This window comes from Serratia sp. SCBI (assembly GCF_000747565.1).
GTDB classification, from domain to species: domain Bacteria; phylum Pseudomonadota; class Gammaproteobacteria; order Enterobacterales; family Enterobacteriaceae; genus Serratia; species Serratia ureilytica.
This window is the reverse complement of record NZ_CP003424.1, coordinates 3,560,266-3,577,244: the sequence shown is the minus strand read 5'-3', so window position 1 is coordinate 3,577,244 and position 16,979 is coordinate 3,560,266. Positions and strand designations below refer to the sequence as shown.

General features: G+C 60.7%; 17 protein-coding genes. 15 read left to right on the top strand and 2 right to left on the bottom strand.

The window, feature by feature from the left end:
• Window positions 1-8 precede the first annotated feature (8 nt).
• Window positions 9-989 carry a tripartite tricarboxylate transporter substrate binding protein gene (locus SERRSCBI_RS16765; protein WP_042785108.1) on the bottom strand — a complete coding sequence of 327 codons (981 nt, stop codon included), beginning with the start codon at window positions 987-989 and terminating at the stop codon, window positions 9-11.
• A 274-nt stretch (window positions 990-1,263) separates the two neighbouring features.
• On the opposite strand from SERRSCBI_RS16765, the gene SERRSCBI_RS16760 reads away from it, so the two are divergent.
• The 3 genes from SERRSCBI_RS16760 (at window position 1,264) to SERRSCBI_RS16750 (ending at window position 3,840) form a co-directional block, all read left to right on the top strand.
• The gene (locus tag SERRSCBI_RS16760; protein WP_033651956.1) at window positions 1,264-1,593 is read left to right on the top strand and encodes a hypothetical protein; all 330 of its coding nucleotides are present in this window, start codon (window positions 1,264-1,266) and stop codon (window positions 1,591-1,593) included.
• A 167-nt stretch (window positions 1,594-1,760) separates the two neighbouring features.
• Window positions 1,761-2,435: a transcriptional regulator TctD gene (gene tctD, locus SERRSCBI_RS16755; RefSeq protein WP_033643888.1), complete on the top strand. Its 675-nt coding sequence runs from the start codon at window positions 1,761-1,763 to the stop codon at window positions 2,433-2,435.
• Window positions 2,422-3,840 (top strand): sensor histidine kinase, encoded by a 1,419-nt coding sequence (locus tag SERRSCBI_RS16750; protein WP_033651954.1) that lies wholly within the window; start codon window positions 2,422-2,424, stop codon window positions 3,838-3,840. The genes tctD and SERRSCBI_RS16750 overlap by 14 nt, the downstream gene beginning before the upstream one ends.
• On the opposite strand, the gene SERRSCBI_RS16745 is transcribed toward SERRSCBI_RS16750, so the two are convergent.
• The gene (locus SERRSCBI_RS16745) at window positions 3,837-4,757 is read right to left on the bottom strand and encodes a DMT family transporter (protein WP_033651953.1); all 921 of its coding nucleotides are present in this window, start codon (window positions 4,755-4,757) and stop codon (window positions 3,837-3,839) included. The genes SERRSCBI_RS16750 and SERRSCBI_RS16745 overlap by 4 nt on opposite strands.
• A 117-nt stretch (window positions 4,758-4,874) precedes the next feature.
• Here SERRSCBI_RS16745 and SERRSCBI_RS16740 point away from each other — a divergent pair, with 117 nt between their 5' ends.
• From SERRSCBI_RS16740 to hisJ, 12 genes are all read left to right on the top strand, one after another.
• The gene (locus tag SERRSCBI_RS16740) at window positions 4,875-5,648 is read left to right on the top strand and encodes a helix-turn-helix domain-containing protein (protein WP_033643885.1); all 774 of its coding nucleotides are present in this window, start codon (window positions 4,875-4,877) and stop codon (window positions 5,646-5,648) included.
• A gap of 53 nt (window positions 5,649-5,701) precedes the next feature.
• Window positions 5,702-6,823, top strand: a complete 1,122-nt coding sequence (gene pdxB, locus SERRSCBI_RS16735; protein WP_033651952.1) for a 4-phosphoerythronate dehydrogenase PdxB — start codon at window positions 5,702-5,704, stop codon at window positions 6,821-6,823.
• 110 nt (window positions 6,824-6,933) lie between these two features.
• Window positions 6,934-7,944, top strand: a complete 1,011-nt coding sequence (locus SERRSCBI_RS16730) for an aspartate-semialdehyde dehydrogenase (RefSeq protein WP_033643883.1) — start codon at window positions 6,934-6,936, stop codon at window positions 7,942-7,944.
• Complete coding sequence (truA, locus tag SERRSCBI_RS16725; RefSeq protein ID WP_033651950.1) at window positions 7,944-8,765, top strand: tRNA pseudouridine(38-40) synthase TruA; 822 nt, start codon at window positions 7,944-7,946, stop codon at window positions 8,763-8,765. The genes SERRSCBI_RS16730 and truA overlap by 1 nt, the downstream gene beginning before the upstream one ends.
• Before the next feature lie 78 nt (window positions 8,766-8,843).
• Window positions 8,844-9,506, top strand: a complete 663-nt coding sequence (locus SERRSCBI_RS16720) for a DedA family protein (protein WP_004936130.1) — start codon at window positions 8,844-8,846, stop codon at window positions 9,504-9,506.
• A gap of 232 nt (window positions 9,507-9,738) precedes the next feature.
• The gene (gene accD / locus SERRSCBI_RS16715) at window positions 9,739-10,647 is read left to right on the top strand and encodes an acetyl-CoA carboxylase, carboxyltransferase subunit beta (protein WP_033643880.1); all 909 of its coding nucleotides are present in this window, start codon (window positions 9,739-9,741) and stop codon (window positions 10,645-10,647) included.
• A gap of 191 nt (window positions 10,648-10,838) precedes the next feature.
• Entirely contained in the window at window positions 10,839-12,104 is a 1,266-nt protein-coding gene (gene folC / locus SERRSCBI_RS16710; protein ID WP_042785107.1) for a bifunctional tetrahydrofolate synthase/dihydrofolate synthase, read from the top strand.
• A complete protein-coding gene (dedD, locus tag SERRSCBI_RS16705; RefSeq protein WP_033643878.1) occupies window positions 12,105-12,857 on the top strand; it encodes a cell division protein DedD in 753 nt (250 codons plus the stop codon).
• Window positions 12,858-13,091: 234 nt separating this feature from the next.
• Window positions 13,092-13,592: a colicin V production protein gene (cvpA, locus tag SERRSCBI_RS16700; protein WP_004936119.1), complete on the top strand. Its 501-nt coding sequence runs from the start codon at window positions 13,092-13,094 to the stop codon at window positions 13,590-13,592.
• A 21-nt stretch (window positions 13,593-13,613) separates the two neighbouring features.
• Window positions 13,614-15,131 (top strand): amidophosphoribosyltransferase, encoded by a 1,518-nt coding sequence (gene purF / locus SERRSCBI_RS16695; protein ID WP_033632500.1) that lies wholly within the window; start codon window positions 13,614-13,616, stop codon window positions 15,129-15,131.
• Window positions 15,132-15,270: 139 nt separating this feature from the next.
• On the top strand, window positions 15,271-15,843 hold the full coding sequence (locus SERRSCBI_RS16690; RefSeq protein ID WP_033643877.1) for a UbiX family flavin prenyltransferase: 573 nt from the start codon (window positions 15,271-15,273) through the stop codon (window positions 15,841-15,843).
• Window positions 15,844-16,148: 305 nt separating this feature from the next.
• Window positions 16,149-16,931 carry a histidine ABC transporter substrate-binding protein HisJ gene (gene hisJ / locus SERRSCBI_RS16685; protein ID WP_033643876.1) on the top strand — a complete coding sequence of 261 codons (783 nt, stop codon included), beginning with the start codon at window positions 16,149-16,151 and terminating at the stop codon, window positions 16,929-16,931.
• Window positions 16,932-16,979: the final 48 nt, after the last annotated feature.

Here is a 16,979-nt window from a genome sequence, read left to right as displayed (position 1 = left end):
CCCTGCGGTTATTTGGCCAGGCCGAACACTTTTGCCTGCTCACGGTATTGGGCAACCTGATTCTTCACGTAGGCGTCCAGCTCTTTGCCGGTCAGGTTGAATTCGAACAGGCCGCGCAGATCGCGCTGCTGTTTGAATTCCTCGGTCGCCATCATTTTCTGGAAGGTGTCGATCCACCACTGATACTCTTCATCGCTGACTTTCGGCCCGACGTAGAAGCCGCGAATGATCGGCCACACCAGGCTGTATCCTTGCTCTTTGGCGGTGGGAATATCGGCCAACTGGCCCGGCAGACGTTGCTCGGCATACACCGCCAGCACGCGGATCTTGTCGCCCTGCAGGTAAGGCACCATTTCGCTCAGATCGCCGGATACCGCCTGGATGTGGTTGCCCAGCAGCGCGGTGACCGGTTCCCCGCCGCCCTCGAACGCCACGTAGCGCATCTTGCGCGGATCCACGCCGACTTCGCGCGCCAGCAGCGCGGTTTTCATCCAGTCCTGGCTGCCGATCGAGGCGCCGGCGCCGAACACCACGCTGTTGGGATCTTTTTGGAAAGCGTCCATCAAGTCTTTCAAGGTTTTGTAAGGCGAGTCGGCGCGCACCGCGATCATGCCGTAGTCGGTACCGACCGCCGCCAGCCATTTCACGTCGTCCACGTTGTAGCGGCCGAACTTGCCCTGAGCCAGGTTGAGCAGCGAACCGCCGGAGAAGGCCACCACGGTGCCGAACTCCGCCGGGCGTTGCGCGACGATGGCGTTGTAGGCCACCGCGCCGACGCCGCCGGGCATATAGGTGACGCGCATCGGTTTATCAATGGCCTTGGTGTCCTGCAGCGATACCTGAATCAGTTTGCAGGTCAGATCGAAGCCGCCGCCGGGTTTGGCCGGCGCAATGCATTCGGTGCGTTTGGGCGCTTCCACGGCAAAGGCCTGAGAGGCCGCCAGCAACAGGGCGGCGGCGGTAAAGGTGCGGGTCATTATTTTTTTCATTGTGACTTACCCTCGGTATTGTCTGATGGTGAATCCCGCCGAATGCGGTTGCGGAATTGTTAAAACAACAACCTTTCATTTACCTTTCAGTGGCCGGAAAAGTTTCCAGTCTGTGATTAGGGTCTCTTGTCGCGAGCGAACGGCGGGTGCGCTAACATAGAATGGGCGCAGAGAACAGCGCGCAAAACCGGCCAAAACCCTGCGTAATGTCAGGATTGCCGATAGTCATTCGCGTTAAAATCATCTGTAATAAAATGAATAGAGATGCAGTGATATGTTTTCGTTAGGGAAATTGTTTGGCGGCAGGGACAGCGCCAAGGTATGTGCGATTAAACGGTTGCCAGAGGTCTACGCCGAGATGGCGGGAGAAGCCGGGCAGTGTCGTTTGAAGCGCTTGCGCCCTGAGATTGGCGTATTTGAGCTGCATTTCGTCAACGCCGACGGTGAAAAGTATGTTTGCCCGATGACCGCCTGCGTGACCGGCATCGATCTGGTGTTTGCCGCCAACAACCGCTCCGTGCTGGTTTCTTCGCCGTTTACCGCCGACAAGCTGCGTCCGGTGTTGGATCTTGCTCTCGCCGATAGCCCCATCACGCTGATCTGAGGCGTCATACGAGCGCGCCCCAGTACGCATAATTGTGTGCCAGCTCCCAAAACTGGCGGCGCGGCGCTCTTTTATCCCCTTATTTTCCATGCCATTCTCTGTTATCGACCTGTTAACAGACGCCGCATCGGTGTCTGGTTGTTCAGGTAAATCAATGGAATGGGAACATGCGACTGTTATTGGTTGAAGATCACCCCGAGCTGTCTCACTGGTTGCAAAAGGCGCTGACCGGCGCCGGATTTGCCGTCGACGTCGCGCCGGACGGCGTGGCCGCCGACCACCTGTTGCTTAATGAACGCTATGCGCTGGCGGTGCTGGATGTGGCGTTGCCGCGTCTGAACGGTCTCGATTTGCTGGCGCGCTTGCGCAAGCGCGGGCAGGATCTGCCGGTGCTGTTGCTGACGGCGCGCACCGACGTGACCGACCGGGTGAAAGGCCTGAATCTGGGGGCGGACGACTACCTGACCAAACCGTTCGAACTGGACGAGCTGGAGGCGCGCATTCGGGCGTTGCTGCGCCGCAGCGTCGGCGCCGCGCAGCCGGCGTTGCAATACGGCGCGTTGACCTATCATGACGAAGGTTATTTCCTGCTGGAGAGCAAACCGCTGGCGCTGACGCCGCGCGAGCTGGCGGTGCTGACCGCGCTGATGCACCGGCGCGGCCGCCCGGTGGCCAAGCAGCAGCTGTTTGAGCAGGTGTTTACGCTGTCTGACGAGGCCAATCCGGAGAGCATCGAGCTTTACGTACACCGTTTGCGAAAAAAGCTGCAGGGCAGCGACGTGGCGATCGTCACGCTGCGCGGTCTGGGCTACAGCCTGGAACTGTGCAATGCGGTGGTTTAACGCGCCGCGTTCGCTGTTTTATCAACTGCTGCTGTTTTTTGGCCTGCCGCTGCTGGCGCTGGGCGGCATCTCTATCTACACCCACTACTTCAGCGCCATGAGCGCCGCCACCCTGGCCTACGACCGCACGCTGCTGGCGTCGGCGCGCACCGTGGCGGAGCGGCTGGTGGTGCGCGAAGGCAAGCTGGCGGTCGATGTGCCTTATGTGGTGCTCGACAGCTTCGAGCGCAACATGAACGATCAGCTCTATTACGAGGTGATCTCGCCGCAGGGGAAAAGCATCTCGGGCTATGACGATTTGCCGTCGTTGCCGCCCCACATTCCACGCTCCACCCTCTATCCGGCATTGGTGCATTTCTACGATGCGGAATACCTCGGCCGGCCGATCCGCGTGGCGGCGCTGTTTCAACCGGTCAACGAGTCGGGCGTGAGCGGCATGGCGACCATTCTGGTGGCGGAAACCCTGGAATCGCGTCGTTACCTGGCGCGGCAGATGATGATCGCGGCGCTGTTGAGCCAGGGCACGGTGGTGGTGTTGACCCTGATCCTGGCGTTCGCGCTGCTCAAGCGGGTGTTGAAGCCGATGCGTAAACTCTCCGGCATCATGCTGCGGCGCGATCCGGGCGAACTGACGCCTTTGCCGCGGGTTCTTCCCTGGTCGGAGATGCAGCCGCTGCTGGTGGCCTTTAATCGTTACATCGAACGGCTGCGGCTGATGGTGGCGCGTCAGGAACGCTTCAGCGCCGACGCCTCTCACCAGCTGCGCACCCCGCTGGCGGTGCTGAAGACCCAGGTCGGGGTGGCGCTGGCCAGCGATCGGCCGCAGCAGTGGCGCGAAAGTCTGCAGGCGATGAGCGCGACGCTGGATAACACCGTGGCGCTCACCGACCGTCTGCTGCACCTCTCGCGCCTGAAAGCCAGCGAGCACAGCGCCGATCGCAAGCTGCAGCCGGTCAATTTGGCGCAGGTGCTGCGCGACGCCTGTTTCTCTCGCTTGCCGCAGGCGCGCAGCAAACAGATCGATCTCGGTTTCGAGGGTGAAGCGGCATGTCAGGTCGCGGGGGAGCCGCTGCTGTTGGCCGAGCTGTGTGCCAATCTGCTGGACAACGCGCTGAAATACACGCCGCGTCAGGGCGTGGTGACCGCCCGCCTTACGCGGGACAAGGCTACGGGGGAAGGGGTGCTGGAGATAGAAGACAGCGGCCCGGGCATCGCCTTGCAGGACAAGGCGTTGGCGCTGCAGCCGTTTCATCGTTTGGACAACGTGGGCGATCAGCCGGGCGCCGGTTTGGGATTGGCGTTGGTGAAGGACATCACCGCGTATCACGGCACCCGCCCGGAGCTGTTGAGCTCCGCCGCGCTGGGCGGCCTGTTGGTGCGGGTGCGTTTCAGGTTGCTGGCTTAGGCCTGTTCTTTGCAGGAATCTGCGCCTGCCGCCGGGGCTTTGGCTTTACGCGTCAGCGGCGTGCGCAGCCGTTGCGACAGGATCACGCCCAGCAGGGTGATGCCGCCGCCGATCAGGTGGTAACCGTGCAATTGTTCATGCAGGAACAGCACCGCGATAGCGGCGGTAAACACCGGCGCCAGGTTCATGAAGATCGAGGTGGTGTTGGCGCCCAGGCGCAGGACGCCCTGGATCCACAGGTACGGCGCGATGATCGAGGCCGGAATGCCGGCGAACAGCACCAGCGGCAGGTTATGGCCGTTCAAGCCAACATCCTGCGCCATCAGGAAATTCGGCAGCAGCAACAGCACGCCGAACAGGATCTGCACGTAGAGCGATTGCCAGTTCGGCAGCGCGATGGCCCAGCGTTTGGTCAACACGCCATACAGCGCGTAAGAGGCGGTGGCGAGCAGCATCATCAATTCCCCTTTGCCGATACCGTGCTGCAACAGCGCGCCGGGCTGACCGCCGCTGACCAGCCAGATCAAACCGCAGAAGGAGAGAATGCTGCCGAGCAGCACGCCGACGGTCGGCGCAATGCGCAGCAGTACGATGCTGATCAGGATGGTCAGCAGTGGGATCAGCGACACGATGATGCCCATAAACAGCGCGCTGACGCTGTGCGCCGCGTAATAGGCCAGGCTTTGATACAGCACCATGCCGAGCAAGCCGAGGATCATCAGCTTCCACCAGTTGGCGCGCACCTGCGCCCAATTGCGCAGCACGCCCGGCAGCACAAACGGCGTCAGGGCGATCAGCGCCAGCAGCCAGCGGTAGAGCGAGATGGCTGCCGGATCGATGGCGGTGGCGGAGAGTTTGCTGACGACGGCGTTAATCGACCAAATCAGCACGGCCAGCAGGGGGAAAAGCATATTCATGACAATTATTCTCAATAGCGTCCAACATGCTGGCTAGTCTACGCGTGTCCGGTTTATCATATATAACGATATTCAGACAAAAATCGGCGTAAATAAGACAAATCACGAGACGAAACCATGCCAGAAATCCGCCATTTCCCCGAGTCGCTGATCCCGGCGCCAAACCCGGTGCAGTTTCGTTGCGAGGAGTTCAACGTCCGCACCGAATTCCAGCCGCACAGCCATACCTGGGGCCAATTGATGTGGGTCAAAGCCGGGGTGATGGTGCTGCGCATCGGCGGGCAGCGCTTTCTGGCGCCGCCGGAGTACGTGCTGTGGACGCCGGCGGGCATCGAACACTCCTGTTACAACCAGCGGCTGGCGCAGTGCCGCATGGTGGACATCGCGCCGGCGCTGTGCGCCGGCATGCCGGCCGATCCTTGCCTGGTCAATGTGACGCCGATCTTTCGCGCCATCGCCGAGGATTTCTATGCGCGTAAACAGTACATTCCGCAGGCGGAGGCGGATTTGCGCCTCTGCCAGGTGCTGATCGACCAACTGCATCTGTCGCCGCGCCAGCAAACCTATCTGCCGTCGTCGGACGACAAGTTTTTGGCGCCGGTGCTGGAAGCGCTGGAACATTGCCCGGCGGACAACACTTCGCTGGCGACGTGGGCGAAGCGGGTATACACCACCGAGCGCACGCTGTCTCGCCGCTGCCAGCAGGATTTGGGCATGCCGTTCAGCGAATGGCGCCAGCGCCTGCGGTTCCTGCACGCCGTGTCGCTGCTCGAACAGGGCAAAACCGTGCAGGACGTGGCGCTGGAGGTCGGTTACAGCTCCGCGTCGGCCTTTATCGTCATGTTCCAGCAGATCGCCGGCACCACCCCTGAGCGCTTTCGCCGTGCCTGATTCAGTGGCACACTATTTCGCAGACAAATAGCCGTAAACCGTCGGAGAACGCAGTGAAAATTCTGGTTGATGAAAATATGCCGTATGCGGCCGAGCTGTTCAGCCGCCTGGGCGACGTGCGGGCGGTGCCGGGGCGTCCGATCCCGCTTGAGGCGCTGGCGGATGCCGACGCGCTGATGGTGCGTTCGGTCACCAAGGTCAATGAAGCCTTGTTGGCCGGCAGCCGCATCGGCTTTGTCGGCACCGCTACCGCCGGCACCGATCACGTCGATGACGCCTGGCTGCAACGGCAGGGCATCGGGTTTTCCGCCGCGCCGGGCTGCAACGCCATCGCGGTGGTCGAGTATGTGTTCTCCGCATTGATGCTGCTGGCCGAGCGCGATGGCTTCCAATTGCGGGATAAAACCGTCGGCATCGTCGGCGTGGGCAACGTCGGTTCGCGTCTGGACGCGCGCCTCAAAGCGCTGGGCGTGCGCACGCTACTGTGCGATCCACCGCGCGCCGATCGCGGCGACGCCGGGGAATTCTGGCCACTGGAGAAATTGGTGGCCGAGGCCGACGTGCTGACCTTCCATACGCCGCTGAATAAATCCGGCCCGTATCATTCATTGCATCTGGCGGACGCCGAGCTGCTGGCGGCGTTGCCGGACAATCGCATTCTGATCAACGCCTGTCGTGGGCCGGTGGTGGATAACGCCGCGTTGCTGCAGGCGCTGGAAAAAGGCAAAAAGCTGAGCACGGTGCTGGACGTGTGGGAACCGGAGCCGGATCTCGCCTTGCCGCTGTTGGCGCGGGTGGATATCGGCACCGCGCACATCGCCGGGTATACGCTGGAAGGCAAGGCGCGCGGCACCACCCAGGTGTTCGAAGCGTTCAGCCGCCATCTGGGGCAGCCGCAACAGGTGGCGCTGGCCTCGCTGCTGCCGGTGCCGGAGTTCAGCCAGATCCGTCTCAACGGCCCGCTGGATGAAGCGCGGTTAAAACGATTGATGCACTTGGTGTATGATGTGCGCCGCGATGATGCGCCGCTGCGCAAAGTCGCCGGGCAACCGGGCGAGTTCGATCGCCTGCGCAAGCACTACCAGGAACGCCGCGAGTGGTCTTCGCTGGCCGTGCAATGCGATGACAGCGCCAGCGCCGAGCTGCTCGGCAAGTTGGGCTTCAGCATCGCGTAGCGCGTAAGGTTGTCTTAAGCCAACGCCGCTACAGTGAGCGGCAAAGATTATCGGGCGGTGGCTGCACTGCCCGTCTGCTTTTATGAATGAAATACTCTGGAGAAAACCCAATGTCTGACGGCTGGAATATCGCGCTGCTCGGCGCCACTGGCGCGGTAGGTGAAGCGTTGCTGGAATTGTTGCAGGAACGCCAGTTCCCGGTGGGTGAGCTCTATCCTCTGGCAAGCGAACGCAGCGCGGGCGCCAATGTGCGCTTCAACGGCAAGTCTCTTCTGGTGCAAAACGCCGAAGAGTTCGATTGGTCGCAGGCGCAGCTGGCCTTCTTCGTCGCCGGCAGCGACGCTTCCGCGCGCTATGCCGAAGAGGCCGGCAACATGGGCTGTCTGGTGATCGACACCAGCGGCCTGTTCGCCATGGAACCGGATGTGCCGCTGGTGGTGCCTGGCGTTAACCCGCAGGTGCTGGCGGATTACCGCAACCGCAACATCGTCGCGGTGGCCGACAGCATGGTCAGCCAACTGCTGACGGCGATCAAACCGCTGACCGAACAGGCGGGGCTGTCGCGCCTGCACGTCACGACGCTGATGTCGGTATCCTCGCGCGGCAAGGCGGCGGTGGACGATCTGGCCGGCCAGAGCGCGCGCCTGTTGAACGGCATCCCGGCCGAAGAAGGCGTTTTCACTAAACAGCTGGCGTTTAATATGCTGCCGCTTGTCGCCGACGAGCAGGGCAGCGTGCGCGAAGAGCGCCTGATCGTCGATCAGGTACGCAAGGTGCTGCAGGACGAAGGGTTGCCGATTTCGGTGAGCTGTATCCAGTCGCCGGTGTTTTATGGCCACGCCCAGGTCGTGCATCTGGAAGCGCTGCGTCCGCTGTCCGCCGAAGAGGCGCGCAGCGAGCTTGAAGAGGTCGAAGACGTTCAACTGAGTGAAGAGGATGATTACCCGACTCAGGTCACCGAAGCTTCCGGCAGCGATGCGCTCAGTATCGGGTGTCTGCGCAACGATTACGGCATCCCCGAGCTGTTGCAGTTCTGGACGGTGGCGGACAACGTCCGCTTCGGCGGCGCGTTGATGGCGATCGAAACCGCCGAGCGTCTGGTGCAGGAGCAGATGTACTGATGTCTGAGGTGGTCTCGCCCGCTCAGCCGACGCTGAAGGTAGCGCTGGGCATCGAATATGACGGCAGCCGTTACTACGGCTGGCAGCGGCAGCAAGAAGTGGCCAGCGTGCAGGAACGGCTGGAGCAGGCGTTGAGCAAGGTGGCGGATGCGCCGATCAACGTGCTGTGCGCCGGGCGCACTGACGCCGGGGTGCACGCCACCGGGCAGGTGGTGCACTTCGAAACCACCGCGCGCCGCAAGGACGCCGCCTGGACGATGGGCGTCAACACCCATTTGCCGCCGGACATCGCGGTGCGCTGGGTGAGCCCCGTCGCCGATGATTTTCACGCGCGTTTCAGCGCCACCGCGCGCCGTTACCGCTATATTATTTTCAACCATCGCTACCGGCCGGCGGTGTTGCAACAGGGGGTGACGCATTTTTATCACCCGCTGGACGCGGACCGCATGCATCGGGCGGCGCAGGCATTGCTGGGCGAGAACGACTTTACCTCGTTTCGCGCGGTGCAATGCCAGTCGCGCACCCCGTGGCGCTGCGTAAAACACGTTAAGGTTACGCGCTACGGCGAATATATTGTGGTAGATATCAAGGCGAATGCCTTCGTGCATCACATGGTTCGCAACATCGTCGGCAGCCTGATGGAGATCGGCTGCGGCAATCAGGATGAGAACTGGATGGCCGAGTTGCTGGCGCTGAAGGATCGCAATCTGGCGGCGGCGACGGCGCGAGCCGAGGGGCTGTATCTGGTTTCCGTGGACTATCCCGACCACTTTGGCATCCCGCGGCCGCCGATGGGGCCGCTGTTTTTACCCGACGATTAAACGCCGGCACGCCTGAAAGCGTCGCTCCCTTGTGCTTCTGCCGGGTGATTGAAACGCCCGGTATCAATGAGAGAATTTATGGACATCATCAAGTTTATTATTGATTTCATTCTGCATATTGATGTGCACCTGGCCGAACTGGTCGCACAATACGGCATGTGGGTCTACGCTATTCTGTTCCTGATCCTGTTTTGCGAGACCGGTTTGGTGGTGACGCCGTTCCTGCCGGGGGATTCTTTGCTGTTCGTCGCCGGCGCGCTGGCGGCTTTGCCGACCAACGATCTGAACGTGCACACCATGGTGGCGTTGATGGCCGTGGCGGCGATCATCGGCGATGCGGTGAACTACACTATCGGGCGGTTGTTCGGCGAGAAGCTGTTCAGTAACCCGAATTCGAAAATCTTCCGCCGCAGCTACCTGGATAAAACGCATCAGTTTTATGAGAAGCACGGCGGGAAAACGATTATTCTGGCGCGATTCGTGCCGATCGTGCGTACTTTTGCGCCGTTCGTCGCCGGCATGGGGCATATGTCCTATCGCCACTTCGCCGCCTACAACGTGATTGGCGCACTGGTTTGGGTGCTGCTCTTCACTTATGCTGGCTACCTGTTCGGCGATCTGCCGGTGGTGCAGGAGAACCTGAAACTGCTGATCGTCGGGATCATCATCGTTTCGATTCTGCCGGGCGTGATTGAAATTTGGCGCCACAAGCGCGCCGCCGCCCGCCAGCAAAAACAATAAAAACATCGCTCAACCTGTCGGTTCGACCAGTTTTTTGTCCACAGCGTCGGGCCGATATGGTTTAATGAGCGACATTATGGTCTGTTCCTGCGAACAACCCTGAAGCCGATGCCTCGGTCGCGCGCTTGCCGCGCGGCGAACGGGCATTTTTTCATTGGGGGTGTTTTCGGGGGGATTGTTAAAGCATGAACAGCGGACTGGCGTGTGCCAGGTTCAAACAGAAAGGTCATCGATGAGCTGGATTGAACGAATTCTTAACAAGAGCAATATCACACAAACCCGTAAGGCGAGCATTCCTGAAGGGGTCTGGACTAAATGCGACAGCTGCGGCCAGGTTCTCTACCGCGCCGAGCTGGAGCGGAATCTGGAAGTGTGCCCGAAGTGCGACCACCACATGCGTATGAGCGCGCGCGCGCGTCTGCATACCCTGCTGGACGAAGGCAGCGAAGTGGAGCTGGGCAGCGATCTGGAGCCGAAGGACGTTCTGAAATTCAAGGATTCCAAGCGCTATAAAGATCGTCTGGTCGCCGCACAGAAAGCGACCGGCGAGAAAGACGCGCTGGTGGTGATGAAGGGCACGCTGTACGGCATGCCGATCGTCGCGGCGTCCTTTGAATTCGCCTTCATCGGCGGTTCGATGTCTTCCGTGGTTGGCGCGCGTTTCGTGCGTGCGGTTGAGCAGGCGTTGGAGGACAACTGTCCGCTGGTGTGCTTCTCCGCCAGCGGCGGTGCGCGCATGCAGGAAGCGCTGATGTCGCTGATGCAGATGGCGAAAACCAGCGCGGCGTTGGCCAAAATGCAGGAGCGCGGCTTGCCGTACATCTCCGTGCTGACCGACCCGACCATGGGCGGCGTCTCCGCCAGCCTGGCGATGCTGGGCGACATCAACATCGCCGAGCCGAAAGCGCTGATCGGCTTTGCCGGCCCGCGCGTGATCGAACAGACCGTGCGCGAGAAACTGCCGCCGGGCTTCCAGCGCAGCGAGTTCCTGATCGAAAAAGGCGCGATCGATATGATCGTTCGCCGCCCGGAAATGCGCCAAACGCTGGCGAGCATTCTGTCCAAGCTGACCAACCAGCCGCAGCCGCATTTCGATGAGGCCGCGCCGGTCATTGAGCCGGAGCAGCAGGCCGACGCCTGAGGCAAAGACGGATCCCGCCCGGGTTCAGCCGCCACTTTGTGGCTAAGTGACGGCTGATGCCCGTTCCCTGCCGGCCGCGGCCTATGACGTTGCGGTTTGCAGGTGGGCGGCAGTGACGAAGCGCATCGCCTTTACCGCGGTGAGGGTGGTGCCCTGATGGATTAATGAACCCAAGTTCAGTGATGGGACTCATGCAAAACCACCAAATTCCCCAAGCCACGTCGCCATTGAGCTCGTGGCTTTACTATCTGGAACGTCTGCACAGCCAGGCGATCGAACTCGGCCTCGAGCGCGTACAGCGCGTCGCGGCGCATCTGGACTTACTGACCCCCGCTCCCACGGTGTTCACCGTTGCCGGCACTAACGGCAAAGGCACGACCTGTCGCACCCTTGAAGCTATTCTGCTGGCCGCCGGCCTGCGCGTCGGCGTTTACAGCTCACCGCATCTGGTGCGCTACACCGAACGTGTGCGCATTCAGGGGGAAGAGCTGAGCGAAGCGGAGCACAGCCGCTCGTTTGCCGCCATTGAAGCCGGCCGCGGCGAAACGTCGCTGACCTATTTCGAATTCGGCACCCTGTCGGCGCTGCAGCTGTTCAAACAGGCGCGGCTGGACGTGGTGATCCTGGAAGTCGGCCTGGGCGGACGTCTCGACGCCACCAACATCGTCGATCCGAGCGTGGCGGTGATCACCAGCATCGCGCTCGATCACACCGACTGGCTGGGCAACGATCGCGAAAGCATCGGCCGTGAAAAGGCCGGCATTTTCCGCAGCGGCAAGCCGGCGGTAGTGGGCGAACCCGACATGCCGGACAACATTCGCCAGGTCGCCGAAACGCTGGGCGCGCCGCTGTATCGCCGCGGTGAAGCCTGGAGCTTCAGCGAGCAGGGCGATCGCTGGCAGTGGCAGGGCGGCGACACGCTGCTGACCGATCTGCCGACGCCGAACGTGCCGCTGGCCAACGCCGCTACCGCGCTGGCGGCGCTGAACTGTTCCCCGCTGGAAATCGACGAGCGCGCGATCTTCACCGGGCTGCAGCAGGCGACGCTGCCGGGGCGTTTCCAGATCGTGCGGCGGGAGCCGATGCTGATCCTCGATGTGGCGCACAACCCGCACGCCGCCGGCTATCTCGCCGGGCGTCTGGCCAAGCTGCCGCGCGACGGCGGCAAGGTGCGCGCGGTGGTGGGCATGCTGTCGGACAAGGACATCGCCGGTACGCTGGCCTGCCTGAGCGAGCAGGTGGATGAATGGTACTGCGCACCGCTCGACGGCCCGCGCGGCGCCAGCGTTGAACTGCTGGCGCAACATCTGGCGGAACCGCGACGCTTTAATGATGTCGAAACTGCCTGGCGGCAGGCTATGCAGGATGCTGATAAACAGGATATTGTGATCGTCTGTGGATCGTTCCACACCGTTGCGCAGGTGATGGCGGCGTCAGACGAGATGCGGGGAGTGTGAGTGGCGAGTAAATTTCAGAACCGACTGGTCGGAACCGTGATTCTGGTGGCGCTGGGGGTGATTATCCTGCCAGGGTTGCTGGACGGCAAAAAGAAGCATTACGAGGATGAATTCGCGGCCATTCCTTTGGTGCCGAAGGCGGGCGACGTCGAAGAGAACGACGTGTTGCCGCCGGTGACGCAGCCGTTGCCGGCGCAGCCGCCGGAAGGGGCGGGCGCGCTGGTCGAGCAGCAGGCGGCCAACGAAGCGGCGGCGCAACAGGCGGTGCGACAGAATGCTCAGCAACCGACGCAGGTGGCGCCGCCGCCGGTCGAGACGCGTCCTCAGCCGGTACAGCAGCAGCCTAAGCCGAAACCGGTGGAAACCAAACCGGTAGAGGTGAAACCGAAACCGGCGCCGCAGCCGAAGCCGGTGGAAGTGAAACCGACGCCTAAGCCGGAGCCGAAACCTGAACCGACGCCGAAGCCTGAGCCGGCACCGCAGCCGAAACCGGCGGAAGAAAAAGCGCCGGCCGGGCAAGCCTATGTCGTGCAGCTCGGGGCGTTGAAAAATGCCGCCAAGGCGAACGAGATTGTCGCTTCGCTGCGTCTTTCGGGCTATCGCGCCTTCACCGTGCCGTCAACGCCGGTGCAAGGGCAGATCACCCGCATCTACGTCGGCCCGGATGCTTCCAAGCAGAAGCTGCAGGCGGCATTGCCGTCGCTGAACTCGATCAGCGGGCTGAGCGGGCAGGTGAAGCCGTACGGTCGTTAAACCCCGCAGGGGCGCAGCAGGATGCGCCCCTGAATTAAGGAGTGGTGGAGAGATCGCTAGAGAAACCGCGCCTTTTACAGGCGAAATCACCTATGTAGGCGCGGCGATTGGGAATTTTTTAATCGCCGCTTTTTATTTGTAACGTGGTAGGAAATCCCCTACGCAAACGTTTTCTTTTTCTGTTAGAATTCGCCGCGAATTGGATGCAGGGGCGATTCATCATTGGAATAGTTCATGGTCTGGATTGATTACGTCATTATAGCGGTGATTGGATTTTCGGCTCTGGTGAGCCTGATCCGAGGGTTTGTTCGCGAAGCATTGTCACTTGTGACATGGGGATGTGCGTTTTTTGTTGCCAGCCATTTCTACTCTTACCTTGCGGTCTATTTCACTCGTTTTGAAGATGAACTGGTGCGAAACGGCATCGCGATCGCGATTTTGTTCATCGCGACCCTGATCGTAGGGGCTATTGTTAACTATGTGATTAGCTCACTGGTAGAGAAAACCGGGCTGTCGGGCACCGACAGGGTGCTGGGCATCTGCTTCGGCGCATTGCGCGGCGTGTTGATCGTTGCGGCGATCCTGTTCTTCCTGGATACCTTTACCGGCTTTTCACAGAGTGCCGACTGGAAACAGTCGCAGCTGATTCCCCAGTTCAGTTACGTCATCAGGTGGTTCTTTGACTACCTGCAGAGCACGTCGAGTTTCTTGCCGACCCAATTGCCGGGGCGGTAGCGCTGATGAGGAAAAGACAACATGTGCGGTATTGTCGGTATCGCCGGTTTTATGCCGGTAAACCAGTCGATTTATGATGCGCTGACGGTGCTTCAGCACCGTGGCCAGGATGCCGCAGGCATCGTCACCATTGACGCCCACAACGGGTTCCGTTTGCGCAAAGCCAACGGCCTGGTGAAGGATGTATTTGAGGCGCGCCATATGCAACGCTTGCAGGGCAACATGGGCATTGGCCATGTGCGTTACCCGACGGCCGGCAGCTCGAGCGCCTCTGAGGCCCAGCCTTTCTACGTCAACTCGCCGTTCGGCATTACGCTGGCCCACAATGGCAACCTGACCAACGCCCATGAGCTGCGCCAAAAGCTGTTCGAAAGCGGCCGCCGCCATGTCAACACCACCTCCGACTCGGAAATCCTGCTGAACGTGCTGGCCAGCGAGCTGGATCGCTTCCCGCATTATCCGCTGGAGGCCGACAACATCTTTACCGCGGTCGCCGCCATGCATCAGCAACTGCGCGGCGCTTACGCCTGCGTGGCGATGATTATCGGCCACGGCCTGCTGGCGTTCCGCGACCCGTACGGCATTCGTCCGCTGGTGATCGGCAAACGCACGCTGGAAGATGGCCGCAGCGAGTATATGGTGGCTTCCGAGAGCGTGGCGCTGGATACCCTGGGCTTTGAATTCCTGCGCGACGTGGCGCCGGGCGAAGCGGTGTACATCACCACCAAAGGCCAGCTGTTCACCCGCCAGTGCGCAGAGAATCCGAAAACCAATCCGTGCCTGTTCGAATACGTCTATTTCGCGCGCCCGGACTCCTTTATGGACAAGATCTCGGTCTACAGCGCCCGCGTGCGCATGGGCCAGAAGCTGGGCGAGAAGATTGCCCGCGAATGGGAAGATCTGGACATCGACGTGGTGATCCCGATTCCGGAAACCTCCTGCGACATCGCGCTGGAGATCGCGCGCATTCTCGACAAACCCTACCGCCAGGGCTTTGTGAAGAACCGCTACGTCGGCCGCACCTTCATCATGCCGGGCCAGCAGGCGCGTCGTCAGTCGGTGCGCCGCAAGCTGAACGCCAACCGCGCCGAGTTCCGCGACAAGAACGTGCTGCTGGTGGATGATTCCATCGTGCGCGGCACGACCTCAGAGCAGATCGTCGAGATGGCGCGCGAAGCGGGCGCCAAGCGCGTGTACCTGGCTTCCGCCGCGCCGGAAGTGCGTTTCCCTAACGTCTACGGCATCGACATGCCGAGCGCCAACGAACTGATCGCCCACGGGCGCGAAGTGGATGAAATCCGCCAAATCATCGGCGCCGATGGGCTGATCTTCCAGGACCTCGACGATCTGATCGAAGCGGTGCGTGAAGAAAACCCGGACATCACCCAGTTCGAATGCTCGGTATTCAACGGCATCTACGTGACCAAAGACGTCGATCAAAGCTATCTGGAATACCTGGAGTCGCTGCGCAACGACGACGCCAAGGCGCTGCGGGGACAAACCGAAGCGGAAAATCTGGAACTGCATAACGAAGGCTAACCGCCTGTGTTGATCCATCAGGGGGCATCGTCGCGTCTGCGGCGGTGCGCCTTGCTCCTGTGAACTTGCTTATCCCTCGCCATTGCGGCAAAGTCTGCCTGATCTTATTTTTTACTTTTTACGGCAGAGGCCATTCTTCATGAAACGACTCATCATCGGCATTTCCGGCGCCAGCGGCGCGATCTACGGCGTGCGCCTGTTGCAGGTCTTGCGCGACGTCGCAGAGGTGGAAACCCATCTGGTGATGAGCAACGCTGCAAGGCAGACGCTGGCGCTGGAAACGCCGTACAGTCTGCGTGAAGTGCAGGCGCTGGCCGATGTGGTTCACGATGCGCGCGATATCGCCGCCGCCATCTCTTCCGGTTCCTTCAAAACCCTGGGCATGGCGATTTTGCCTTGTTCAGTCAAAACGCTGTCCGGCATCGTCAACAGCTACAGCGACGGACTGCTGACCCGCGCCGCCGACGTGGTGCTGAAAGAACGCCGCCGCCTGGTATTGTGCGTGCGTGAAACGCCGTTGCACCTTGGGCACCTGCGGCTGATGACGCAGGCGGTGGAAATGGGCGCGGTGATCATGCCCCCGGTACCGGCGTTTTATCACCAGCCGAAAAGCGTGGAAGACATCATCGATCAGACCGTCAATCGGGTGATCGATCAGTTTGATATCGAATTGCCGGCCGATCTGTTCACCCGTTGGCAGGGTGCTGATTAACATTTTCATCCCCAAATTGGTACATTTGTGCAACACCGCACTGAATTAGGGCGGCGCATGCACCATAATGATCCCACTTCATCACGTTCACTGTTTCATGGCGCCGTCCTGTCGCGGCTGCCAGTGGCGCGGCCCCGAGCGGCCGATTTAATTTTGCGGTTATCGTCCCAGGAAACAGTATTGTGAAGGCCGGAGCCGTTCCCTCCGCCCGTAGCACCTAATGTGGCACGATTACTGCAAATTGATTTGGTGGGGAAAAGTAATGCCCGTAGTGGCATCAAAAAAAATCAATTTGAGGGTAATTTATGAAAAAGCTGGTTAAGGTTCTTCCTTTAGTCTTGGCTTTGGCGGCCGCAAACAGCGCATTCGCCGCTATCCCATCGACATTGAAGATTGGCACCGATCCGACTTATGCGCCGTTTGAATCCAAAAACGCCAAAGGCGAGCTGGTCGGCTTCGATATCGATTTGGCCAAAGAGCTGTGCAAACGCATAAATACCCAATGCACCTTCGTGGAGAGCGACTTTGACGCGCTGATCCCATCCCTCAAGGCGAAAAAGATCGACGCTATCATCTCTTCGCTGTCCATCACCGAAAAACGCCAGCAGGAAATCGCCTTTACCGACAAGCTGTATGCCGCCAACGCCCGCCTGATCGCGCCGAAGGGGTCTAAGCTGTTGCCTACCGTGGATGCGTTGAAAGGCAAGAGCGTGGGCGTGCTGCAGGGCACGACCCAGGAAGCCTACGCCAACGCCATGTGGCAGCCGAAGGGCGTCACCGTGGTGCCTTATCAGAACCAGGATCTGGTCTACGCCGATCTGGCCTCCGGGCGCATCGACGCCGCCTTCCAGGATGAAGTGGCGGGCAGCGATGGCTTCCTGAAACAGCCGCCGGGCAAAGACTATGCGTTCGCCGGCGAATCGGTGAAGGATGACAAATTCTTTGGCGTCGGCACCGGCATGGGGCTGCGCAAAACCGATACCGAGCTGAAAGCGGCGCTGGACAAAGCCTTCGCCGAGATGCGCAAAGACGGCACCTACGATAAATACGCGAAAAAGTACTTCGACTTCGACGTCTACGGCGGCTAATCCGCTAACCGTTCCATGCTGTGACTGCGGGGCCGGTGCGCCGGCTCC